Genomic DNA, 21,742 nt, shown 5'->3' with positions numbered 1-21,742 from the left:
GGGTTCCCATTGAGCGTGCGGTGGATATTCGTGCCCTCGGGCGGCGGGCGGGGTTTCTGGCATGGCGGTTATCTGCAAGGCTGGGGGAATGAATTACTTCCTGGAGTACACGATTCCCACTGCCCCCGACGACGCGGAGTTCGAGTTCCCGCACGATGAGATTCAATCCGGGACCACCATCCCGCTCTCGGAGACCAATGCAGACATAGTGCACACTCCCGAGCTTCCCGCGCGGACCGGCATCATCGGCGCCACAGTGCCTGAGGCGAAGCTCGAAGCCGAGCAGCTGATCACGCACAGCCGTGCGACTGAGGCCTCCCTGTACGAGGATCCCTCGAATTCGCTGCAGGCCGGCGTGGGCACACTCGTTGCCACGTTCACGGAAGGCAGTGGCTGGAAGGACGCCTAGCGGCCCGTAGTTTTCGTTTCACCGAAGCGCCTGGTCCCGAATGGGGCCGGGCGTTTTCGTGTTTCAGTCCTGCCCTCTCAAGCACGAGTTCACCGGTGGGGTCATGTTTTGTGGTGGTGGTTTTGTCGGGGTTGTTGGCGTGGGTCGATGTGGGGTGGCGGGATGAACCAGGGGATCCCGTTTTTGATGTGGATTTTCCACTGTTCCTTGTGGATCAGATGGTGGTGGTGGGTGCAGAGGAGGACGCCGTTGTCGGTGTTGGTGGGTCCGCCGCGGGACCAGTAGGTGATGTGGTGGGCTTCGCACCAGGGTGCGGGGATGGTGCAGTTGGGGAAGGCGCAGCCTTGGTCGCGGGCGTTGAGGGCTTTGCGGATGTGGGGCGGGAAGACGCGGGTGGTGCGGCCGATGTCGAGGATGCGTCCTTCGGAGCCGAGGAGGACGGGGATGATGTCGGCGTCGCAGGCGATTTTGCGGATGGTGGAGGCGGTGACGGGGCCGGTGTAGGCGAATGTTCCGCTGCCGGTGGCCGCTCCGGCGGGCGCGCCGGGTGTGGCGAAGAGGTCGGTGCCGGACCAGTTGATGCCGGGCGGGTTGATGCCGGCGACCCGGGTGCCGGTGCGGTTTCTCTTTGGGGCGTAGCGGGGGCCGCGGGTGGCGGTGGTTTGGATGCTGTTGAGGAGGTCCCGGTAGCTGACGGTGACCATGACTTGGGGGCGGAGTCCTCCGGTGGTGGGCAGGGTGCCGGCGGCGAGGGCGGCTTTGGACGCGCCGACGAGGCCGTCGAGGCGTTGTTGGGCGGGGGTGCGGCGGTCCAGGTCCGGGAGCGGGGTGGGGGTGTTGAAGGCCGTGTCGGGGTCAACGGCGGCGCTGTCGCTGCCGTCGTTGTCGCCGCCGGGGTTGCTGTCGGTTCCGCAGGTGGTGGTGTTGGGTGTGGTGGTGCGGGGGTTGGTGGCGGTGTTCATGACGGTGGTAAGGACTTCGTATTGGTCGGTGGTGGCGCGGATTTCGAGGTGGTGGAGGCCGCCGCGTTTGTGGTGGATGAAGACGCCTTGGCGGTGGCGGAGGTTTTCTTCGGATGGTTCGGTGCCGTCCTGGTCGAGGGCGTCGATCCAGCGGTGGGCGATGCGGGTGAGGAAGTCGTGGTCGTTTTCGATCGCGGTTTGGGTGAGGTTGTGTTCCATTTCGGCGATCAGGGCGGGGTCGGGGGTGTGGCGGACTTTGTCCAGGGCGGTGGTGATGGTGGTTCCGGCGCGGGAGGAGATGGTTCCGGCGGTGAGGGCGGCGGCGGTTTCTTCGTGTTCCGGTGGCAGGGGGCGGCCGGCGAGTCCGGTGCGGGGGAGGGTGGCGTTGGCGAGGGCGAGTCGGCGGCGTGCTTCGGGGGTGCTGATCCGGAGCCGGGTGCGGAGGAACTCGGCGGTGTTGCGGGCCCCGTCATCGGCCGGGGACCAGCCCACCGCAGAGGCAGGAGCCGAGGCAGGCGGGGCGGCGGTATCGGAGGGCTGAGCGTCAGGAGCCGGGGCGGGTTCGGGTTCGGTGCCCCAGCCTGTGGTCCAGCCGGCGGCGCGGCTGGCGGTCGCGGCGGCGTTGATCGCCTCGGTCCGTGTCCGGTCCACGGCGCCGGCGGCGAGGACCTGGAAGTATTCGACGCGGCGGGAGAGCTTCTCGGTCAGTTCAGCGAAATCGGCCGCCTGAAGGAAGTTGGCCGTGGCCAGCTCCTCCGGCGCCGAACTGGTGGCCGAGTCCAGCAACGCCAGCGCCGTCTTCAGATCAGTCGTTACAGAGGGAACGCTGCGCAACCGGCGGCCGCGCAGCAGGGCAGCAGCGCTCGGGCCCGAGACGTCAGTCCCGGCTCCGATTTCCGCTCGATCCTCCCCAATCGCTTCCATAAGGAAACTCTCTCAACGGGGTCCGACATTTTTAGGGCTGAGGAGCGTCAAATCGGACCAAAAAGAATAAAGTTTTGAAAATTTTTTTCGTCCAGTCATTTCAACCGCCTCCGCACTCAGGCAGCGCGTGTTCTTAGGGGTGGCGCACTCCGACGCCGGCCAAAATGTCGCGGTAACCTTCGCGGAAGGACGGGTACTTGAATGAGAAGTCGGTTCCCCGAAGCAGCGCGTTGCTGCACTGTTTGTTTCCGCCACGTGCCTCACCCAGGGAACCCATCGGCGGGACGTCCAACCCCAACTCAGCCGCCAGGAAGCGCAGGACGTCGCCCAACTCGGCCGGATCGTTGTCCACGCCCAGATACACCGGCGCCGGCGTGTCAGGCCTGCTGAGCAAGTGCACGATGGCGCCTGCTGCGTCGTCGCGGTGAATGCGGTTGGTGTAGCGCGGCTGGGCCGGAATGAGGGCGACGCCGGTCCGAACCTGGTCGATGAGCCTGGTGCGGCCCGGTCCGTAGATTCCGCCAAGCCGGAGCACGACAGGCGAGGTCCCCGTCCCGTCGAGCCGCTTCAGCAGCAGCTCCTCCGCTTCAAGCATGATGCGACCCGAGAATCCCGCGGGCGCCGGCGTCGTGTTTTCATCGATCCATCCGCCTCCCGCGTCGCCATAGACGGCCGTGGACGAGACGAAGAGGACACGTTCGGGTGCAACACCGTCGCGTTCGAGGGCATCGAGCACACGCGTAACCCCGTCCACGTACGCGCTGCGGTATGCCTCTTCTGTGGAGGCATCTGCGGCCACGGCTATGACGAGGGCGGTGGTGTCCGCCGGGACAGGCGGCAGTTCCGCGGTGCTCAAGTCGGTGGCGACGCATTCGATCTCAGCCGGCAGTTTGTCCGGTGAACGGCGCCAGCCCACCACCCGGTGCCCCGCTGCGGCGAAGCGCAGACCCGCCTCAGTACCGAGGTCGCCGCAGCCCGCGAGAAGGATAGTCATAGTGCGACTCAGAGCGCCGGGACGGGGAAGAAGACGCGCGGATCCTGCAGCAGCGCGGGGTAGTCGAACTCTGACCGGTCGATGATGTCGGTGAGCTGGAAGTTGCGGCCGAAGCGCCCGTCGTCGAGCGTGATGGGCCGGCCAACGACCATCCCGACGGCGAACCTGCTGCCGCCGTCGAACGGCACTGCCACCGGCGACTTGCCCGGAAGCGTCGAGAAGGCTGCCTCCTGACGCTGCCGCTTCCGCGACGGCTTCTTCACCAGCGGCTTGGCCGGTGCCTTCTTGGCCACCTTGGCTGGGCGGCGTGAAGTCTCCTCCGCGTAGACGAACTGGTAGTCGTCGTCGCCGGATTCCCCGGCGCCCGACCCAGAACCGGAACCGGAACCAGCGGCCGAACCGGAAGCGGCCGCCCGGCCGACGGCAGGAAGCCCGACCTTGTCCAGCCGCTCGGGGTCGCCATGGCCGACATGCTCGCGAAGGATCCAGAGCACCTCACCCTCGGGGTCCTCGGGAAGGAATTCGTGCTTGGGCTCCGGCCAGACATACTCCAGCCCGTGCTCGGTGCCGGGGAAGACCTCTTCGTAGAAGTGCGGGTCCTTGCGGATCAGGTTGGACCGGTGGCTCAGGTGGAATTCGGGGTCACCGAGCCACGGCGGCAGCAGGATCTTGGCGGCGTAATCGGGATGCGCGGCCTGCGGGGCGAACTCGCGGATGTTGTCGCGGGTGTTGTCGGCGAAGCCGCGCTTGGTCCATTCGTCCACCATGGCCAGGCCGTACATGGTGAGCGCGGGAACGTGCCCCATCCACATACGGATGGCGGGGTGTGACTGCCATCCGTATTCCGGGATGACCAGCGCGCGGAGTGTCTGCAGCGCTTCGACGCGCTGCTTGCCGAGCCGGGGTGTGTCCAGCGCGGCCGCGCTTTGCCGGAAATCGGGATAGGGAAGGAAGGTTTGCATCCCCTCAGTCTGCCGTCCTTGGCGCGCTGTGCCAATTGAAGTGCCGGACGGCACAACCAGCAGCCAAAATGGACAGATGGCTGTTCACATAGTGGACCTATGAGTGCGGAAAGTTGATTAATCCACTAAGATATCCGAAACCTCAACAGCGTCTGGAAGCCAACTCATGACTCTTACCTCTCCCGCGCCCCTGTCGTCCGCCCCCGCGGAGGCAAATTCACACGTGTCACAGGAGCCTCAACTGTTCGTTCCGAAGTACGGCCAAATGCTGGGAGCCGACGCGAACGGGATCCTCGTTCTCGACGAGTTTACTCTGGACCCGGCGGCTGCGCGCAAGGACCAGCACCGTTTCCGCACCGCGCTTGCTTCCGTTGCGCTGACCCTGCGCCGGCTCGTGGCCCTGCGCGTTTTCATTGCAGTGGTGGCCGTCGCCAACCTGCCGCTCTTCCTGATGTCCACCGGCTGGTGGATCTACGCCGTCTCGCTCGCCTTGGTGATCGGCGTCCACGCCGCAGTGAACTGGCTGAACAAGCATGAGCCGCGCGTCAAGCAGCGCCACGAACTCGAGCTGCACCTGCACCGCGAACGCAGCGACAACTACCGCAAGGTGCGCGACGCCGTGAAGTTCGTCGTCGACAGCCCCGCCCGCGTCAACGAGCACCTCTACCTCGAGCTGCTGCACGCCAAGCGCGTTGCCCTGCACCTCGCCTCCGGCACCGTCGCCCTCCTGGACACCAGCGACGACGCCGCCTGGAAGGTGCGCATCGTCCGGGAACTCCCCGCTGCGGCCTAAGGCCGAGTACTGACGGTTCCAGCCGTCACGCTGTAGAGAATTAAGAACGACGTCGGGCGTCCCCACTCACGGGGCGCCCGGCGTCGTAGTTTCTGGAGACAGACGCAACAAAGCCGGAACGGAAAGTCCGGACACAACGACGCCGGGCGGTCCCCGCAAGGGAACCGCCCGGCGTCGAGCTTTAAGGGAGAGCCGTTAAACGGCCTGACCCTGGCAAGGTTAGGCAGGGAGCTGCAGAACCTGGCCCACGAACACGAGATTCGGGTTGCTGATGGTGTCGGCGTTGGCGTCGGCGAGGTGCTGCCAGCCGCCGTGGACGCCGAGCTTGTCGGCAATCTTGCTCAGGGTGTCGCCTTCCTGGACGGTGTAGGTCTCGCCGCTCACCGCGATGGCGGCAGCGTGACGCGCCTGAACGGGAGCTTCGGCCACCGGGGCCTGGGCGACGGGTGCGGTCTGGACCGGAGCCTGGACGGGTGCGGCCTGGACCGGCGCGCTCTGGGGCAGGATCTGCGGTGCAGGAGCGCCACCGCCACCGTTCAGGCCGAGCTTGGCGGAGCAGGCAGGCCATGCGCCCCAGCCCTGGCTGGCCTGGACCTTTTCGGCCACGGCGATCTGCTGGGCGCGGGAAGCGTTCTGCGGCGAGCCGGTTCCGCCGTAGGCAGCCCAGGTCTGCGGGGTGAACTGCAGGCCGCCGGAGAAGCCGTTGCCGGTGTTGGTGGACCAGTTGCCGCCGCTCTCGCACTGGGCGAGGGCGTCCCAGGTGGAGGCGCTGGTGGCGGTGGGGGTTGCGGCGTTGGCGGCAGTGGCGGAAAGCGCCAGGGTTGCGGCGGAAACGGCGGCCAGGGTGACACCACGGCGCGCGGCAGTGCTGAGAGTGGATTTCTTCATTTTGGGATGCTCCTGAGGCCACCCGCGCTCGGTCCGTCCCCGGACGTTGTCGCGCTACTGCCCGCCCCTGACGAACTAGAGGTCATTTCGGTGTCCGCCGGCCGGGCAGTAACTGGTGGGGGCGGCACCGGGCATTCATGGGCCCGCGTTGCGCGGGTATGTGCCCCAGCCTAGAGGTGTCGCGCGCCGTTATCAAATCGAGATAATCATTGACAGCCAAGAGGTTTTAGGCAGTCCGGCGCAGCCGGGCAGGAGGACCGAAGCGCCGCTATTGGGCACTCCGGCCGAGGACAGTGGCCAGGTACGGCGCCGTCCGGCTGTCCGGTGAACCGGCGACGGCGGCGGGCGTTCCGGACGCAACGATCTTTCCGCCGGCGTCCCCGCCGGCCGGTCCGAGGTCGATTACCCAGTCCGCTTCCGCCACCACGTCCATTTCGTGCTCCACCACAACCACGGTGTTTCCTGCGTCCACGAGCCGGTGCAGCTGGGCCATGAGGAGGCGGACGTCGGCCGGGTGCAAACCGGTGGTGGGCTCGTCCAGCAGGTAGAGCGTGTGGCCGCGGCGTGCCCGCTGCAGCTCGGTGGCGAGTTTGATGCGCTGGGCCTCGCCGCCGGACAGTTCCGTGGCAGGCTGTCCCAGCCGCAGGTAGCCCAGCCCGACCTCCCGGAGAGTCTGCAGGCTGCGGGCCGCCAAGGGAACCTCCGCGAGGAATTCGGCGGCGGCATCAACGGTCAGGCCCAGAATCTCGGCCACGTTCCTGCCGCGGTAGGTGACTCCCAAGGTTTCGGGGTTGTAGCGGGAACCGTCGCATTCCGGGCAGGGGCCGTAGCTGCCGGGCAGGAACAGCAGTTCGACGGCGACGAATCCCTCGCCTTGGCAGGTCTCGCAGCGTCCGCCGGCTACGTTGAAGGAGAAGCGGCCGGCGCCGTATCCGCGGGCGCGGGCTTCGTCCGTGGCGGCGAATTCCTTGCGCACGGCGTCGAAGAGTCCCGTGTAGGTGGCCAGGTTGGACCGGGGCGTGCGGCCGATCGGCTTCTGGTCCACCGTCACCAGCCGGTCCACGTGGTGCAGGCCGGTCACGGTTCCGATACTCAGTGGGGTGCCGGGATCGCCGGCGTCCACGGGCTGGTCCCCGTCGGTTCCCGCAGACTCTGGGCCGCCGGTGCCGACAGCGCCCGCAGCGGCGTCTCCGTGAAGTTCGGATCCGACCACCTCCGCCAAAACGTGGCTGACCAGCGTCGACTTGCCCGAACCGGAGACGCCGGTGACGGCGGTCAGGACTCGCAGCGGGAAGGACGCGTCGAGGCCGCGGAGGTTGTGGCGTGAGATGTCGTTCAGTTCCAGCCAGGCACCGGGCTCCCGGCGGCGGCTGTCACGACGGCGGCCGGTACGGCCGCTGCTGTCGCGTTCACTGCCGTCGGACTCACTGCCGTCGGACGCGGCGGTGCGGGGACCGCCCGCGGTGCTGCCGCCGTCGTTCGCTGCACGTGAACCGCTGGCGGAACCACCCGGCACGAGGAACGGGCGCGTGACGGAAGCCTCCACGGCGGCGAGGCCGGCAACCGGGCCGCTGTAGAGCACCTCGCCGCCGCCCTCGCCAGCCCTCGGCCCCACGTCCACCAGCCAGTCGGCGTGGCGCACGATGTCCATGTTGTGCTCCACCACGAACACCGAGTTGCCCGACGATTTCAGCTGTTCCAGCACCGCCAGGAGGGGTTCGGCGTCGGCAGGGTGCAGGCCGGCGGAGGGCTCGTCCAGCACATAGACCACGCCGAACAGCCCCGAGCGGAGCTGGGTGGCGATCCGGAGCCGCTGCATTTCTCCGGGGGAGAGGGTGGGCGTCGACCGGCCCAGGGCGAGGTAGCCGAGCCCCAGGTCCAGCAGGACCGTGATCCGCTGCAGGAGGTCGCGCGTGATGGCGACGGCCACTTCGTTGCTTTCGCCGGAGGTCTGCTTGCCTGGGGACAGCTTGCGGGACGCGGTCCCGGCGTCTTTCAACTGGGTGGTCGGGCGGATGATGTCCGCCAGTTCGGCCATCGGCACGGCGTTGAGCTCGGCGATCGTCCTCCCGGCGAACGTCACGGCCAGGGCCTCCGGCCTCAGTCCGCTGCCGCTGCACTGCCGGCAGGGTCCGGTTTCCATGAAGCGGAGCACGCGTTCGCGCATCGTGTTGCTCTTGGAATCCGCCAGGGTGTGCAGCACGTGGCTCTTGGCGCTCCAGAATTTGCCCTTGTACGGCTTGGCCACCCGGTCGCGCTGCGGCGTGATCTCAACTACCGGCTGCTCCTCGGTGAACAGGATCCAGTCGCGGTCCTTCCGGGGCAGGTCCTGCCAGGGGGTGTCGACGTCGTAGCCCAGGTGGGTGAGGATGTCCCGCAGGTTCTTGCCTTGCCACGCCGTCGGCCAGGCTGCGATGGCTCCGTCCCGGATGCTCAGCGACGGATCGGGAACCAGCGAGGCTTCGCTCACGGTGTGTGCGACGCCCAGGCCGTGGCACTCGGGGCAGGCTCCGGCTGCGGTGTTGGGGGAGAAGGCGTCCGAGTCCAGCGGGCCCGCCCCGGCGGGGTAGCTGCCGGCCCGCGAGAACAGCATGCGGAGCGAGTTGGACAGCGTGGTCACCGTCCCCACCGTGGAGCGGCTGCTCGGTGTGCCGCGGCGCTGCTGAAGCGCGACGGCGGGCGGCAGCCCGGTGATCATCTCCACCTTGGGATTGTGGCCCTGCTGGATGAGGCGCCGGGCGTAGGGCGCCACGGATTCGAAGTACCGGCGCTGGGCTTCGGCGTAGATCGTACCGAACGCCAGCGAGGACTTGCCAGATCCTGAGACGCCGGTGAAGGCGACGATCGCGTCGCGCGGGACGGCCACGTCCACATTGCGAAGGTTGTTCTCGCGGGCGCCGCGCACCCGGACGAAGCCGTCGGCAGAATGGTGGGCGCCGGTTTCCGGGCTCCAGTCCAGACCGGCCAAGGGGGCAGCATACTCTTCAGTCCGCATCTGTTCGACTCTAGCGGTCATGGCCGGTCCGGGGACTATTCTGTCGGGGTGAACACTTACGACGCCGCCGCTGAACCCCTCGATCCCACTGCTCTTTCAGGCCAGACCGGGCCGTCAGATCAAACTGCGCTTTCAGCAGAAGAGGAGCTGGCGGCGCCCCCGTCGCCGATGCCCCTGGCGGAGCTCCACCTTCACATTGAGGGGACGCTGGAGCCGGAGCTGATCTTTGCGCTCGCTGAACGGAACGGGATCGAGCTGCCGTACGCGGACCTGGACGAACTGCGGAGCCGCTACGAGTTCACGGACCTGCAGTCATTTCTCGACCTGTACTACGCCAACATGGCCGTGCTGCGGACGGAGCAGGACTTTGCGGACATGACCCGGGCCTACCTGACGCGGGCCGCGGCCGCCGGGGTGAGGCACGCGGAAATCATGATGGATCCGCAGGCGCACCTCTCGCGCGGAGTCGCCCTGGAGACCTGCGTGAACGGGGTCGCGTCTGTCCTCGCCACCTCTGAAGAAGAGTTCGGCATTTCCACGCTGCTGATCGCAGCTTTCCTCCGCGACCTGCCCGAGGACTCGGCCCTCGAGGTCCTCGAGGGGCTTCTGGCGATGAACGCGCCGATCGCCGGCATCGGCCTGGACTCCGCAGAGGTGGGCAACCCGCCGTCGAAATTCACGCGGCTGTTCGCCAGGGCAGGCGAAGCAGGCCTGCGGAAGATTGCGCACGCGGGGGAGGAGGGCCCGCCGTCGTACATTGTGGAGGCTCTTGACGTGCTGGGCGTGGAGCGGATCGACCACGGGATCCGGTGCATGGAGGACCCTGAGCTCGTGGAGCGGCTGGTCAATGACCATGTGCCGCTGACGGTCTGTCCGCTGTCGAACGTCCGGCTCCGCGCCGTGGACATGCTGGCCGCCCACCCGCTGCCGGCGATGCTGGCCGCCGGCCTCAACGTCAGCGTCAACTCCGACGACCCGGCGTACTTCGGCGGCTACGTGGACACCAACTTCGCCCAGCTCGAGTCGGTCCTGGGGCTGTCCGAGTTCGACCGGGTCAGGCTCGCCGCGAACTCCATCAGGTCGTCGTTCGCCAGCGAGGAGCGGAAGCACGAACTGCTGGCTGAGCTGGCGGGCTAGCTTCCGGGCGGGTTGAGGTCGGGGCAGGCCAGGGTCCGGGACCGGGCCGGAGGTTACGGCCTGGGCGGCTCCGCGGAAGCCGGGCCGGCCTTAGCCGCAACCGGCGCGCCCGTGCGGATGATCCACCAGCCCAGAGCCGCCATGACCAGCCCGATCGGGATCCCGTACGGCGGCAGCCCCGCGTTGTAGCCGAGGAAGCCGGCGACGACGAACGCCACGCAGGTCCACGCGGGGAACATGCCGGAGCGCCAGCCGGCAATGCCGAAAAACATCCAGCCCAGGCTGAAGAGCACGTAGCTGGACAGCCCTCCGACCGCCAGCATCCCGGACCCGCCGGCGAGGATCGCGCCGGGGGCGACGTCGGCGATCCAGGGGCCGGCAAAGCCGTCGAACCACATGTTGCCGGCCATGTCCAGGGTGCCCACGAGCGCGATGCAGAACCCGGCGGCGCCGAGTCCGCCTGCCCGGCCGCTGAGCCTGAAGTAGACGGAAACCAGCGCCAGGGTGAGCCCGATGAAGACCACCCAGTAGAGAGCGTTCGTGACCTGGAATGGCGCCTGCCGCATCATCTCGATCCGGTCCAGGCTCCTGTCGGCAGCGATCAGGCGGGCCAGGTCCACGGCGGCGAAAAGGAGGCCCGACACCAGGGCGATGGGGCCGGCGGCTTTGGCTAGCGGCGAGGACATTGTTTCCTCCTGATTTGGACGGGATTTTCGGTTCCGGAACGGAAGCGTCGGGGCCGTGCGCCCGGCGCCGATCACGCGCCGTCGTTCACCTTGGATGCATCCGGAGCGGGAAACGCCCGACGGCGGTGGCGGAGCGGGGTGCCTTGCGCCAGGTCCGGCGGTCCAGGACCACGGTGGCAAGCACCGCCAGGACGACGGCGACGAAGTAGATCAGCTCCGCGCGGCCGGCGTCGGCGGCGGCGAAGCCGAAGGACCCGACGGTGAAGGTGCCTTGGCTGTTGTGGAACAAAAACGTCAGCAGGACGCTGCCGCCGGTGCGGTTGAATATCCACACGTAGAGAAACGTGATGGCGAACGTCGTCGGCAGGCCGATTACGCTCAGCCCGCTGAAGAGGACCAGCGGCAGGTGCCACAGCGTCGCGAGCGCGCCCAGGATCGCCGCAGACAGCAGTGGTGGACGCGAGGCCTGGAGCAGCGGGAGGGCGTAACCGCGGAAGCCCGGCTCTTCGCCGAGTGAACCGTCCAGGGGATTCACCAGCCGGACGGCAAACACGGTCAACAGCCCGCTCCACGTCAGCCGTTCGAGGCCCGGGGCGGCGGCGCCGAATGCCATGGTGATGAACCCCGTGACGAGGACGAGTACCGCCGGGAGCAGGAGAGCCACGGCGTACCAGATCCACCCGGCGCGCCACCGGATCAGCCGGCGGCCCCAGGCGCGGAACCCGGGGCGCCCCTCCGTCAGGGCTATCACGATGACCGCGGCGGCGAGCGGACCCACCGGCAGGAATTCCATCCGCGGCATCAGCCCGGCCGCGAAGAGCGGCCACGAGGCCCAGGAAATTGCGTAGGCCAGGATGAAGAAAGCCAGAAGCCTGTGGTGTTTTAGCCAGCCCATTGAACGGCGCATTGCGGCTCCAAACGGTCTGCAGGTGCTCCAATTGTCCGCCCCTGCTGCTCCGGTGCGCCAGCAGGCGTTGCACCGCTGCATGCCGGCTGCAGGGGCCGGCTGCACCTGGCTTCCGGCGGGTATCCGCCGCGGACCTCCGCCGGGGCCGCCTGCTTCTGGTGAGGGTCGACGCTTCCGGCGGACGCGTCGGAGCGGATCCTAGGTGTCTATTGAGGTCATGTGCGGGTAGCGCGCTCCTGCGGCAGCGCCTGCCGGGGCAAGCTGATCCAGTAGGGCAAGGTCCGCTGCTGACAGCTCGACGTCGGCCGCACCCAGGTTCTCGGCCAGGCGTTCGCGCTTCTTGGTGCCGGGAATGGGGACGATGTGCTCGCCCTGCGCGAGCAGCCAGGCCAGGGCGAGCTGTGCCGGGCTGCACTGCTTCTCATCTGCGAGTTCCTTGACCCGGTCCACGAGCTGCAGGTTCCGGGTGAAGTTCTCGCCCTGGAACCGGGGCGAGTGCCGCCGGAAGTCGTCTTCAGCAAAATCGTCGGGGCTGCGCAGCTGGCCGGTCAGGAAGCCTCTGCCAAGGGGGCTGTAGGGCACGAACCCGATTCCCAGTTCCGCCAGGACCGGGAAGACCTTCGTCTCCGGCTCCCGCTCCCAGAGCGAATACTCCGTCTGCAGCGCAGTGATCGGATGGACGGCGTGCGCCCTGCGGATTGTGTCAGCGCTGGCTTCGGAGAGCCCGAGATGACGGACTTTGCCGGCCTCGACGAGCTCCGCCATGGCTCCGACGGTGTCTTCGATCGGGACGGTCTTGTCGACGCGGTGCTGGTAGTAGAGGTCGATGTGGTCCACCGCGAGGCGCTGCAGGCTGGCGTCGCAGGCGGCGCGGACGTACTCGGGGCGGCCGTTGATGCCTACCCAGGAACCGTCTTCCCGGCGCTCGTTGCCGAACTTCGTGGCCAGGACCACGTCGGAGCGCCGCCCGGCGATGGCTTTGCCCACCAGCTTTTCGTTGGTGAACGGGCCGTACATGTCTGCGGTGTCCAGCAGGGTTCCGCCGGCATCCAGGAAGGCCTGGATGGTGGCGATGGACTCGCCGTCGTCGCCTGTTCCGTAGAACTCGCTCATGCCCATGCAGCCGAGGCCGAGGCTGGAGACTGAAAGTGTGCCCAGTGTGCGGGATTCCATGGGGCTCTCCTGATGTGGGTTGCGGGAGTGGCTCAGGGAGGTGCGTGTAGTCGCCACTATAAGTCGGTTCGCGGCATTTTTGCTCCACTTTCATGGCGCGGAAACGCCGCCGGCCCCGGGGCGCCCGCATGCTGACGCGGTTTCCCGGTGGCTGGCGGCGGTGCTGCTTCCTGAAGTGGTGCAAAAATGCGCAGCCGCGCCCACAATAGCCGGCCGCACTTACGGCGTGGGGCTGCCGCCGTTGACGTTCAGGGTCTCGCCCACCACAAAGCTCGACTCCGCCGACGCCAGGAACACGTAGGCCGGGGCGAGTTCGGCGGGCTGTCCGGCGCGGCCCAGGGGAGTGTCCTTGCCAAACTCGGGGAGGGCTTCCTTGGGCTGGCCGCTGCTGACCTGCAGGGGCGTCCAGATTGGCCCGGGAGCCACGGCGTTCACACGGATGCCCTTCGGCGCCAGCTGCTGGGCCAGTCCCTTGGTGAAGTTGTTAATGCTGGCCTTCGTGGTGGCGTAGTCAACGAGCGTCGGCGAGGGGTTGTAGGCCTGGATCGACGTCGTGTTGATGATCGTGGAGCCCGCGGGAAGGTGCGGCACCGCGGCACGGGTGAGCCAGAACATGGCGTACACGTTGGTCTTCTGCGTGTGGTCGAACTGCTCGTCCGTGATGTCGCCGATGTCCTCCTGCGCCACCTGCTTGCCGGCGTTGTTGACGAGGAGGTCCAGACCGCCCAATTCCTGCAGCGCGGTGTCCACCAGCTTCTGGCAGGTGGCGGCGTCCTTGAGGTCGCCGGGCACCTTCACGGCCTTGCGGCCGGCCTTCTCGATCAGGTTCGCGATCTTCCTGGCGTCTTCCTCCTCCTCGGGGAGGTAGGAAAGCACGACGTCGGCCCCTTCCCGGGCGAAGGCGATCGCCGTCGCCGCGCCGATGCCTGAGTCCGCGCCCGTGACGATGGCCTTCCTGCCGTCGAGACGTCCGGTGCCGCGGTAGCTGTCCTCGCCCAGATCGGCCTTGGGTTCAAGCCTGGCGTCCAGGCCGGGCTCGGGCTGGTGCTGCTTGGGCGGCGAGATGTGCTCGTAGGCGGTGACAGGGTTCTTGAACGTGTACTGGTCGGTCATGGTTCTCCTCCGTGGTGGTGTTGAACGCGGACAGGATCATCTTGGTCAGGGCGTGCTGGCATTGCAGTAATGCTAAGCATGCTTATCGTCCACCCTAACGAGGCGAGGGCGGTGCCGCCAGTGCCGTGCTCGTCACGGAACGCGGGTGGGTAGGATCCGGGCTGAAAGCGGGGGAACTGCCCCTTTCCCGGGCTGCATCACGTGATTAGGCTGGCAGTCCAACCCCCGCGCGAAAGGTTGTGCGTGGTGGTCCCAACAGTGAATCCGGCACGCGGTAAGCAAGGAGTGAAGGCGATGGACAACCAGGACATTCTGCAGCGCATCGAGGCGCTGGTTGACGAAGAACATCAGCTCCGTGAGCCAGCGGGTTCGGGATCTGCCGGCGGGGACAGTTCCGACGAGGATGACAACAGCCGGAGTGAACGCCTCGCCCGGCTGCGGCAGGTGGAAGAGGCGTTGGACCAGTGCTGGGACCTGCTGCGCCAGCGCCGGGCAAAGGCCAAGGCGGGCGAAGACCCCAACGAGGCGGATGCCCGGCCGGTCAACGAGGTGGAAGGCTACGTCCAGTAGGGCGTCAGTTCCTACGATGTCCGGCACGTCCTAGGATGTCCGGCGCGATAGCGCTGGGCATGAAAAGGGCGGCCGCCGTTGGCAGCCGCCCTGCGTGTTGATGGTTATTGCCGGCGGCTATTGTTCCTGGCCGCTGTGCAGTCCGTCGTCGCTGCTGTCCGCGGCGGCGGCGTCGCCGACGTCGTCGGAGAGATCCATGTTGCCGCGGGCTTCCTCCATGGTGGGGCCGCCGGACGGGACGCTGTAGCGCTCCGGGCGGATGCCGTGCGACTGTTCCTCGATAAGGGCCTGCTCCTCGCTGAAGCGGATGGCGTTGGCATCGTCACCCGCGTCGCCGGGAACGTCGTCGCGGAGTTTCGACGGGTCCGGAACGATAAAACCGTCTGCCTTGCTGCTGTGGTCACTCACTGAAATCATCCCTTCCGTATGATGCCTCGCTCTATATGATAAGCCTACTTTCTATTCTCGCTGCCGGGAAATGGGCCGGGCGTGTAAGCAGGCCAGCGGAGCCAGGAAGCGGTCGCGAGAGCCGAAATAACCGAGATTTCCGGCTCAGTTCAGGTGTAATCCCCGTCATAGTCGGTCACGACACACAATGTTTACCAGACAAAGTCGCCAGATTTGCCCAGCACTTGGCAGACTACTGGGGGAACAATCGCTCTGTAAGGGGAACCATGCGCAAGACTGCCGCCGAAAACACCAACATCCGCCTTAAGGCCGTGCTGGACGTTCTGGCAGAGGGGGTGTTGTCGGGTGAATCGCAGAACGCCGGTGCCGTGCTGGCTGAAGCCCTCGTCCGGGTTCCGCTGAACGCCTACGAAGCTGAACTCCTCAGCGGCGGCATTCCCCGCGGCCACAAGTCACTGACCACCGCCACGGCCAAGCTGGTCAAGGCCGGCTGGCTGGTCAAGGGACGCTCCGGCTGGACCATCACCGAGGACGGACAGCGCGCAACGGTCGCCTTCCCGGACGCGGCCAGCTTCTCGGCAGCGCTCGACGCCGGCACTCCGGTTCCGGCCGGGACGCCCCTTCCGGTGGCCGCACCTGCCAAACCGGCAGCCAAGAAGGCGCCCGCGAAGGCAGCCGCTGCAAAGGCCGAGAAGGCTCCGTCCAAGGCAGCGAAGGTTGTTGACAAGGCGGCCAAGCTGATCGAGGACGCTGTTGCTCCGGTGGCCAAGGCAGTCCTGAAGAAGGCAGAAGCCGACGCCGAAGCGCAGGCTCCCGTCGAAAACTCTGCGGAAACCGTCAACCAGCCGGCGGCCGTGGCCGTGGCCGGCGACTTCAACACCCTGCTGGGAGCTCCGGAAAACTGGGCGCCGCAGTACGACGAAGCGCAAATGCAGCTGGACGAACTGGACCAGCTGTGGAAGCTGTCGGCTGAGATCCCGGCCGGCTACTACAACTTCAAGATCGCCCTTAACCGTTCCTGGGAAGAGAACTACGGCGCGTTCGGCGCGTTCGATGGTGCCAACCACGAGCTGCACCACTCCGGCGGCCGGCTCACCATCCGCTACGACCACCGGACCCGGGACATCACCGTCAACTGATTCAACAACGCAGAAGCCCCGCCGCAGCTCATGCTGCGGCGGGGCTTCTGCGTTGTCCGCGCCAGGGGCGGCCTACTCGTGGGCGGACAGGTTACTCGTGGGCAGACAGGGTCTTTTCGCGGTCCTCGAACGCCTCCTCGCCCGGCCCGGTAAAGGCGCGGGACCGTTGCAGGGCTTCGACGGAGCCGGTGAAGAGCTGGGAATCGTGCGGGTCCGACGGCTGGCGGGGATGGGCATCCAGTTGCTGCCGTGGTGGCCGCTGCGGCGAAGCCTGACCCGGGACGGAGCCAACTGTCTCCCAGCGCAGATGCGGCAGCGCCTGCGGGTGCTCCTGTTGCAGGAAGCGGACCAGTTCCTCGCGGATGAGGCAGCGCAGGTCAAAGAGCGAGGCGCTGTCCGCCGCGCTCACCAGGATCCGGACCCGGACGAAGCCATTCGTGGCGTCGGTGACCTGGAGGACGCCCACCCGCTCGTCCCACAAATCCGTGCCGGCCAGCAGGGTCTTGAGTTCGGCGCGCATGGCCTCGACCGGCGCTCGCCAGTCCAGGTCGAGCTCAACGGTACCCATCACCTCGGACCGACGGCGTGTCCAGTTCTCGAAGGGCGTGGTAGTGAAATACGTCGATGGCAGGATCAGTCGGCGGTCGTCCCAGATGTGGAGCACCACGTACGTCAGCGTGATTTCTTCAATCCTGCCCCATTCCTTGTTCACCACCACCACGTCATCCACACGGATGGCGTCGGTGAACGCCAGCTGGACTCCGGCGAAGACGTTGACGAGTGAGGACTGCACAGCGAGGCCTGCCACGATGGAGAGCAAGCCGGCCGAGGCGAGGATGCCCGCACCGAGCGCACGGACGTCCGGGAAGGTCAGGAGCGCGACGCCCAGCGCGAGGATCACAACCAATGCCACCCCAACCCGCCGGGCGAGGATGACCTGCGTGCGGAGTCGGCGGGCACGGCGGTTGTCCGCCACATCCACGCTGTAGTGGGCAAGCATGAGTGATTCGATAATCAGCAGCACCGCGACCGCCAGCCAGGCCACGGCGGCGATCAGCGCTATGAGCAGCACCTGGTCCACTGACCGGCGCCAGGGCGCGTCCTCCGTGCTGAGGGCAAGGGCGATCCGGACGCCAAAGAGGCACAGCGTGAGCCGCAGCGGAACTCTGGCCCGCCGCGAGGAATCACGCAGTCCAGTCAGGCGCCGGTTGAGCCGAAGGACGACGTGGCGGAGCAGCCAGGAGAGGACCAGCCCGGCCGCCACGGCTACTGACATTGCGAGGAAAGGCATTGCTTGGTCTAGAAGGTCTGGCATGTATCAACCACTACCAACCTTTTCCGTTTGAACGGAAATTTGCCTTCCGACGGGGTTTCACCCCGGCCGCCGAGCCTGTCGGGACCGAGGCCGCCGGCGCTACATTGGTTCCATGACTGACTCGAAGGCAGCAGATCCGGACAGCGTCCGTCTCACCGCTCGCGTCACGGGAATGGTCCAGGGAGTCGGCTTCCGCTACTGGACCGCCCGCAAGGCCGATGAGCTGGGCCTGACCGGCTCGGTCAGGAACGACGACGACGGTTCGGTCGCCGTCGTCGCGGAAGGGCCGCAGCCGGACATCGTCGAATTCAGGCGCTGGCTCGGATCATCCCAGGCGCCGGGCAGGGTGTCCCATGTCGACGAGAAGGTTTCCCCGGCCGAAGGCGGCTTCAGGAGCTTTCAGGTCGTCAGCTGAGTTTCCCGGCCAGCCTAATCCCTGCCGAGTTCGCCCGGGCTGAGCCCCAGGAAGGCCCCGAGTTCCTCGAGCGCGAACGGCCGGGACGGCATGTAGTTGGTGAGCTCGGGGGAGCGGACGATCACGGTCCGCCACTGCCCCCGCGATACCGCCACGTTGATCCGGTTGCGGTTGAGCAGGAACTCGGCTCCACGCGGTGCCTCCGCAATCGCGGAGCACGCCATGGACACGAGCACCACCGGAGCCTCCTGGCCCTGGAACTTGTCCACCGTGCCCACCCGCACGTCGGCCAGGCCGTCCTGGCCCAGGGCGTGCCGGATGGTCTGCACCTGGGCGTTGTACGCGGCCACCACCAGGATGTCCTTGGGTTCCAGCCGGCGGATCGGTTCGTCCTTGCCCGGCGTCCACTTGAGCCCGATGTGTTCGCGGGCCAGTCCGACGATCGCGGCAGCCTCTTCGGCTGAACTCGTGGTGTTGCCGGCGTGCGGCACCAGAACGGTGTCCACGCCCGGCGGCACCCCGTCGAGATGGCGCAGTGATGCCGCCGCCGCGGATTCCAGCTTGCCGTCGTAGCTGAGCACCGACACCTTGCGGCACAGTTCGGGATGCATCCGCCAGGAATCAGCAAGGAAGTAGCCGAGCTCGGCAGGCATCGTGGCGTGCCCAGCAGACAACCAGCCCAGTGCCGACTCATCGACCGGCTCCGGATGGGAGCCCTGGGTGACTTGGGGAAGCTGCTGCGGGTCACCGAGCAGGAGGAGCCGCTTCGCGGAGCGGGCAACGGCCAGGGTGTTGGCCAGCGAATACTGGCCGGCCTCGTCGATGACCAGCAGATCCAGGGAACCGGCAGGGACGTGCCTGCCCGTCATGGTCCAGGCGGTTCCGCCGACCAGGCAGCCGTCCGGCCCGTCGAGGAGCCTCGCGACGTCCTCGTCGGTGACGCAAGTCCACGGCACGACGCGTGGTTGGGACAGTTTTTTCGCCACCACGGCGGGGTCTACCCCGGCTTTCTCGATCGCCGTGCAGAGCATGTTTTCGACCACTGCGTGGGACTGGGCGACCACGCCCACCTTCCATCCGGCCTCCACGAGCCGGGCAATGACGTGGGAACCGACGTACGTCTTGCCCGTGCCCGGAGGGCCCTGAACAGCGAGGTACGACCGATCAAGGTCTTCCAGCGCCTGGGTAATGGCCGAGACGTAGTCGGCGTTTCCGTTAGCGTCGTCGCCGACGACGGGCAGGTTCGGGATGCCGGCCAGCCTGGGCGCTGACCGGCGCAGGATGTCCACGCCGGGATGCTTGGGAAGTTGTGGCAGGGAGGAACCGACGAGCTGCGCCAGTTCTGCCAGTGCGGCCTCAATGTTGTCGGTGGCGATGGGCCGGTCGTCCGTCAGCGCCATGGGCAGCTGGAAGTACGGCGGCACCTTCTTCTTGGATCTTTCCGTGATGGTGATGACGGTCCGGCCGGGCTGCTCAGGATGGTCCTCGACCGCTTCCACGAGCGTGCCGAAGATGCCGTCGCGCGAGGGCGGCATGGTGGCCTCGTGGGGTGCGGCAAGGGCATCTTCCAAAGAGCCGGCCGTAACTGAAGGCTCGGTTGCTGACGGGCGCTTCGGTGTCCGCCCGCCGTCGACCTCCCCGAGACCCTCGGGCAGGGGGTCCTCGAACATCCGGAACCAGGTTGAGCCGGCCTTGAACTCCGAGCCCTCGCTCATGATCCCGGTGAGACGCAGGGTGCGGGACTCCGTCCGGGCCCGGGATGTCGGCCGCGCCCAGTCTGAGACCACCTCGGCCGCTTCCACGATGAACACGTTGCGCTGGTCCCGCCACCGGTCGACCTCGGATTCGAGGCGGTCGAAGTGCTCCCACCAGAACTGCTTGCGCTCGCGGCGGTGATAGCCGGTGGCCGCCGCGACCATGGCCACGGCCTGTTCATCGGCAGTCAGTTCGCGGTGCTCCGGAACGGCGTCCAGGAAGGCGCGCAGACCTGCCTCCTCCGGCGAAGGTTCCGCGTCCGCAACGGCGTCCGACGGCGGTTGCCCAGCTGCCGTCCCCGCACTGGCTTCCACAGGAGCCCTGGCCGCCGCAGATGCACCAGCCTCACCACCACCCAGCTGCAGCAGCCAGTCCCGGAGGCGCAGCGTGGAAAGGCAGTCGTACTGGTTGTAGTCCGAGATCGAGGCGAGGATGGCGGCTGCCTCCGCCTGCCTCCCGGGGCCGGCGTCGCGTGCTTCGCAGTAGGCGGCATAAGCCACGACGGAAGCGCCGGCGTCCTTGACGTCCCCGGACCTCAGGTTGTCTCCCATGTACAGCGGCTCGAGCTTCTTGATGGAGTACGAGGCCTCTGAGATACGCAGTGAGTGCCGGACCGTGGCGTAGAGGTCAACGAGGAGCCCGTCCCGCAGCCATGAATCCACCACGTCCTCGCCGGCCACATGGTTCAGCGAGAGGTTTCGCAGGGCCGTTTTTTCGTAGGGGGCGTAGTGGTAGACGTGCATGTCCGGATACCGGGCGCGCCGTTCCTCCACGTAGGCGAGAAAGTCCAGGAACGCCTGCCGTTCGCCCGCACGCGAGTGGGCCCAGAACGGCCGGAAGACCGGTTCCTGGCCGCGGGGGTCTGTGGGCAGCGGGGCCTCAATCACGCCGAAGAGGTACTCCAGTCCCCATTGGCCTGCGGGATCCTGCCAGAGGGGGTCGCCCTCGAAGTCGAAGAAGATGTCGCCGTCGCTCGGGGCAGGAATGCCGGCCAGCGCGTTATCCGCCAGCACCTTGTAAGCGACGGTGTGCGGCTGGCCCTCCTTCACGAAGGTGCGTGAGCCGTCGGCTGCCTCCAGTCCGGTCTGCATCCTGGCCTGGTCCCGCAGGCGCTGCCGCGACCCATTGGCCAGGTGCAGAGGGAGCTCGGCGAGGGCGTCGATGGTGGTGACGCCATCCGCGACGAGCTTCTTCCGCTCGACGGAGGTCATGCCCGCCACCATGAGCAGGTCGCGGTGCCCGGCCACCTGCTCGGCGCAGTAGTCGCACCTGCCGCAGTAACTGACGCCGGGTTGTTGCCACGCTACAGGAGCCTCCGCGCGACGGTGCCGGGCGGTGAGCTGACGGAAGCGTGCCCGGCGCTCGCGGTAAACCGGCAGCAGATCCACCAGCGAGTGGGTGCTGCGCTCAAGGTTGCCCAACACGAGCAATACCCGCGGGGCCGGCTCCAACCCGAGCTTGATCAGCTGGTCGCCGTACGCAGCGAGCTGCAGCAGCGCCCCCACCTTGGCGTGCCGCGCCAGCTTGGTGTCCCAGACCTCATACCGGTCCACTGCGGAACCCCTGGACAGTGAGGGTCCCGCGGCTGAAATGCCCACGGCCTCTTCGCTCGCCGCGGCCGCCTCCTCCCGCACCAGGAAGTCCGCGTAGCCGAGGAATTCGCCGTCGAAGAATGTGGCCTGGAAGACGACGTCCGCGCCGGCGCGCAGTGCGGTGGCGGTCTCGCCGGCCTTGTCCTCCAGATCGGCCCGGTCCGTCGTTCCGCGGTCCACGCAGTAGACCCCGGTGCCGCGCGAGGCATCCCACGGGCCGTGGCGGTCGATGAGCGAGGCCAGCACCTCGTGCTCGTGGACATCGCCGAGCTTGCCGGCCCGCGCCTGCATCTCGTCAGCGGCGAAATCGGCCTTGGGGAAGCGGCCCAGCTTCTCGTCAAGGATCCGGAGCGTGCGGTACTCGCATTCGCTGGCGGCCACGAGATCGCTGGCTGAGAACACCAGATCAGCTGGTGCTCCCGGCGTGGTTGGGTCGAGCAGGAACATGGGGCCTCCCCATTGGCAGCCTCGCTCCGGGACGGTTCCCGGTGCGCTGATTCGAATCTAGCAAGAGGCTGTGACAATCAAGCCGCGCCGGCCGGAGCCGGGCCAATGGGGGGACCCTACATGCCTGCGCAGGTCAGTGGATGCGCAGATAAGTGGAT

The 21,742-nt window shown here is 67.3% G+C and carries 18 protein-coding genes; 6 read left to right on the top strand and 12 right to left on the bottom strand.

Annotation, left to right across the window (positions count from 1 at the left end):
* The first annotated feature begins 88 nt into the window (after positions 1 to 88).
* Entirely contained in the window at positions 89 to 409 is a 321-nt protein-coding gene (locus ACFVTE_RS15330; RefSeq protein WP_387101730.1) for a hypothetical protein, read from the top strand.
* 101 nt (positions 410 to 510) lie between these two features.
* Here ACFVTE_RS15330 and ACFVTE_RS15325 read toward each other — a convergent pair whose 3' ends face one another.
* From ACFVTE_RS15325 to ACFVTE_RS15315, 3 genes are all read right to left on the bottom strand, one after another.
* Positions 511 to 2,295 (bottom strand): DUF222 domain-containing protein, encoded by a 1,785-nt coding sequence (locus tag ACFVTE_RS15325; RefSeq protein ID WP_387101728.1) that lies wholly within the window; start codon positions 2,293 to 2,295, stop codon positions 511 to 513.
* A gap of 133 nt (positions 2,296 to 2,428) precedes the next feature.
* On the bottom strand, positions 2,429 to 3,289 hold the full coding sequence (locus ACFVTE_RS15320) for an SDR family oxidoreductase (protein WP_387101726.1): 861 nt from the start codon (positions 3,287 to 3,289) through the stop codon (positions 2,429 to 2,431).
* A gap of 8 nt (positions 3,290 to 3,297) precedes the next feature.
* Positions 3,298 to 4,251 (bottom strand): MSMEG_6728 family protein, encoded by a 954-nt coding sequence (locus ACFVTE_RS15315; protein WP_387101724.1) that lies wholly within the window; start codon positions 4,249 to 4,251, stop codon positions 3,298 to 3,300.
* Between the two features lie 265 nt (positions 4,252 to 4,516).
* Between ACFVTE_RS15315 and ACFVTE_RS15310 the strand changes: the two genes are divergently transcribed.
* Positions 4,517 to 5,044, top strand: coding sequence for a hypothetical protein (locus ACFVTE_RS15310; RefSeq protein WP_139023381.1), 528 nt, complete (start codon positions 4,517 to 4,519; stop codon positions 5,042 to 5,044).
* Positions 5,045 to 5,263: 219 nt separating this feature from the next.
* On the opposite strand, the gene ACFVTE_RS15305 is transcribed toward ACFVTE_RS15310, so the two are convergent.
* Positions 5,264 to 5,932: a transglycosylase family protein gene (locus ACFVTE_RS15305; RefSeq protein WP_387101723.1), complete on the bottom strand. Its 669-nt coding sequence runs from the start codon at positions 5,930 to 5,932 to the stop codon at positions 5,264 to 5,266.
* 268 nt (positions 5,933 to 6,200) lie between these two features.
* Positions 6,201 to 8,927, bottom strand: coding sequence for an ABC transporter (locus tag ACFVTE_RS15300; protein WP_387101721.1), 2,727 nt, complete (start codon positions 8,925 to 8,927; stop codon positions 6,201 to 6,203).
* Positions 8,928 to 9,095: 168 nt separating this feature from the next.
* On the opposite strand from ACFVTE_RS15300, the gene ACFVTE_RS15295 reads away from it, so the two are divergent.
* A complete protein-coding gene (locus ACFVTE_RS15295) occupies positions 9,096 to 10,064 on the top strand; it encodes an adenosine deaminase (RefSeq protein ID WP_387101902.1) in 969 nt (322 codons plus the stop codon).
* A gap of 53 nt (positions 10,065 to 10,117) precedes the next feature.
* Here the strand turns inward: ACFVTE_RS15295 and ACFVTE_RS15290 are convergent, their stop codons facing one another.
* From ACFVTE_RS15290 to ACFVTE_RS15275, 4 genes are all read right to left on the bottom strand, one after another.
* Complete coding sequence (locus ACFVTE_RS15290) at positions 10,118 to 10,750, bottom strand: hypothetical protein (protein WP_387101719.1); 633 nt, start codon at positions 10,748 to 10,750, stop codon at positions 10,118 to 10,120.
* Between the two features lie 85 nt (positions 10,751 to 10,835).
* The gene (locus ACFVTE_RS15285) at positions 10,836 to 11,657 is read right to left on the bottom strand and encodes a CPBP family intramembrane glutamic endopeptidase (RefSeq protein ID WP_387101717.1); all 822 of its coding nucleotides are present in this window, start codon (positions 11,655 to 11,657) and stop codon (positions 10,836 to 10,838) included.
* A gap of 198 nt (positions 11,658 to 11,855) precedes the next feature.
* Positions 11,856 to 12,830, bottom strand: a complete 975-nt coding sequence (locus tag ACFVTE_RS15280; RefSeq protein WP_387101715.1) for an aldo/keto reductase — start codon at positions 12,828 to 12,830, stop codon at positions 11,856 to 11,858.
* Between the two features lie 219 nt (positions 12,831 to 13,049).
* On the bottom strand, positions 13,050 to 13,943 hold the full coding sequence (locus tag ACFVTE_RS15275; protein ID WP_387101713.1) for a glucose 1-dehydrogenase: 894 nt from the start codon (positions 13,941 to 13,943) through the stop codon (positions 13,050 to 13,052).
* Between the two features lie 294 nt (positions 13,944 to 14,237).
* Between ACFVTE_RS15275 and ACFVTE_RS15270 the strand changes: the two genes are divergently transcribed.
* Positions 14,238 to 14,513 carry a DUF2630 family protein gene (locus tag ACFVTE_RS15270; protein ID WP_387101711.1) on the top strand — a complete coding sequence of 92 codons (276 nt, stop codon included), beginning with the start codon at positions 14,238 to 14,240 and terminating at the stop codon, positions 14,511 to 14,513.
* A gap of 117 nt (positions 14,514 to 14,630) precedes the next feature.
* Here ACFVTE_RS15270 and ACFVTE_RS15265 read toward each other — a convergent pair whose 3' ends face one another.
* Entirely contained in the window at positions 14,631 to 14,930 is a 300-nt protein-coding gene (locus ACFVTE_RS15265; RefSeq protein ID WP_387101709.1) for a hypothetical protein, read from the bottom strand.
* Between the two features lie 257 nt (positions 14,931 to 15,187).
* Here ACFVTE_RS15265 and ACFVTE_RS15260 point away from each other — a divergent pair, with 257 nt between their 5' ends.
* On the top strand, positions 15,188 to 16,060 hold the full coding sequence (locus tag ACFVTE_RS15260; protein ID WP_387101707.1) for a glycosidase: 873 nt from the start codon (positions 15,188 to 15,190) through the stop codon (positions 16,058 to 16,060).
* A gap of 91 nt (positions 16,061 to 16,151) precedes the next feature.
* Here ACFVTE_RS15260 and ACFVTE_RS15255 read toward each other — a convergent pair whose 3' ends face one another.
* Positions 16,152 to 17,351 carry a mechanosensitive ion channel family protein gene (locus tag ACFVTE_RS15255; RefSeq protein WP_387101705.1) on the bottom strand — a complete coding sequence of 400 codons (1,200 nt, stop codon included), beginning with the start codon at positions 17,349 to 17,351 and terminating at the stop codon, positions 16,152 to 16,154.
* Positions 17,352 to 17,487: 136 nt separating this feature from the next.
* On the opposite strand from ACFVTE_RS15255, the gene ACFVTE_RS15250 reads away from it, so the two are divergent.
* Positions 17,488 to 17,790, top strand: a complete 303-nt coding sequence (locus tag ACFVTE_RS15250; RefSeq protein ID WP_387101703.1) for an acylphosphatase — start codon at positions 17,488 to 17,490, stop codon at positions 17,788 to 17,790.
* Positions 17,791 to 17,804: 14 nt separating this feature from the next.
* On the opposite strand, the gene ACFVTE_RS15245 is transcribed toward ACFVTE_RS15250, so the two are convergent.
* Positions 17,805 to 21,584 (bottom strand): TM0106 family RecB-like putative nuclease, encoded by a 3,780-nt coding sequence (locus ACFVTE_RS15245; RefSeq protein WP_387101702.1) that lies wholly within the window; start codon positions 21,582 to 21,584, stop codon positions 17,805 to 17,807.
* Positions 21,585 to 21,742 lie beyond the last annotated feature (158 nt).

It is taken from the genome of Arthrobacter sp. NPDC058097 (assembly GCF_042884885.1).
In the GTDB taxonomy this organism is placed as follows: domain Bacteria; phylum Actinomycetota; class Actinomycetes; order Actinomycetales; family Micrococcaceae; genus Arthrobacter.
Note: the sequence above shows the minus strand (reverse complement) of the source record. Positions and strands in the feature narration are given on the sequence as shown.

What these genes read in the sequence shown, in the direction of transcription:
- ACFVTE_RS15290 (WP_387101719.1), bottom strand. Translation starts at nt 10,750, where the DNA reads ATGTCCTCGCCGCTAGCCAAAGCCGCCGGCCCCATCGCCCTGGTGTCG.
- ACFVTE_RS15250 (WP_387101703.1), top strand. Translation starts at nt 17,488, where the DNA reads ATGACTGACTCGAAGGCAGCAGATCCGGACAGCGTCCGTCTCACCGCT.
- ACFVTE_RS15330 (WP_387101730.1), top strand. Translation starts at nt 89, where the DNA reads ATGAATTACTTCCTGGAGTACACGATTCCCACTGCCCCCGACGACGCG.
- ACFVTE_RS15310 (WP_139023381.1), top strand. Translation starts at nt 4,517, where the DNA reads ATGCTGGGAGCCGACGCGAACGGGATCCTCGTTCTCGACGAGTTTACT.
- ACFVTE_RS15295 (WP_387101902.1), top strand. Translation starts at nt 9,096, where the DNA reads ATGCCCCTGGCGGAGCTCCACCTTCACATTGAGGGGACGCTGGAGCCG.
- ACFVTE_RS15325 (WP_387101728.1), bottom strand. Translation starts at nt 2,295, where the DNA reads ATGGAAGCGATTGGGGAGGATCGAGCGGAAATCGGAGCCGGGACTGAC.
- ACFVTE_RS15300 (WP_387101721.1), bottom strand. Translation starts at nt 8,927, where the DNA reads ATGCGGACTGAAGAGTATGCTGCCCCCTTGGCCGGTCTGGACTGGAGC.
- ACFVTE_RS15305 (WP_387101723.1), bottom strand. Translation starts at nt 5,932, where the DNA reads ATGAAGAAATCCACTCTCAGCACTGCCGCGCGCCGTGGTGTCACCCTG.
- ACFVTE_RS15255 (WP_387101705.1), bottom strand. Translation starts at nt 17,351, where the DNA reads ATGCCTTTCCTCGCAATGTCAGTAGCCGTGGCGGCCGGGCTGGTCCTC.
- ACFVTE_RS15245 (WP_387101702.1), bottom strand. Translation starts at nt 21,584, where the DNA reads ATGTTCCTGCTCGACCCAACCACGCCGGGAGCACCAGCTGATCTGGTG.
- ACFVTE_RS15285 (WP_387101717.1), bottom strand. Translation starts at nt 11,657, where the DNA reads ATGCGCCGTTCAATGGGCTGGCTAAAACACCACAGGCTTCTGGCTTTC.
- ACFVTE_RS15320 (WP_387101726.1), bottom strand. Translation starts at nt 3,289, where the DNA reads ATGACTATCCTTCTCGCGGGCTGCGGCGACCTCGGTACTGAGGCGGGT.
- ACFVTE_RS15265 (WP_387101709.1), bottom strand. Translation starts at nt 14,930, where the DNA reads ATGATTTCAGTGAGTGACCACAGCAGCAAGGCAGACGGTTTTATCGTT.
- ACFVTE_RS15260 (WP_387101707.1), top strand. Translation starts at nt 15,188, where the DNA reads ATGCGCAAGACTGCCGCCGAAAACACCAACATCCGCCTTAAGGCCGTG.
- ACFVTE_RS15280 (WP_387101715.1), bottom strand. Translation starts at nt 12,830, where the DNA reads ATGGAATCCCGCACACTGGGCACACTTTCAGTCTCCAGCCTCGGCCTC.
- ACFVTE_RS15315 (WP_387101724.1), bottom strand. Translation starts at nt 4,251, where the DNA reads ATGCAAACCTTCCTTCCCTATCCCGATTTCCGGCAAAGCGCGGCCGCG.
- ACFVTE_RS15270 (WP_387101711.1), top strand. Translation starts at nt 14,238, where the DNA reads ATGGACAACCAGGACATTCTGCAGCGCATCGAGGCGCTGGTTGACGAA.
- ACFVTE_RS15275 (WP_387101713.1), bottom strand. Translation starts at nt 13,943, where the DNA reads ATGACCGACCAGTACACGTTCAAGAACCCTGTCACCGCCTACGAGCAC.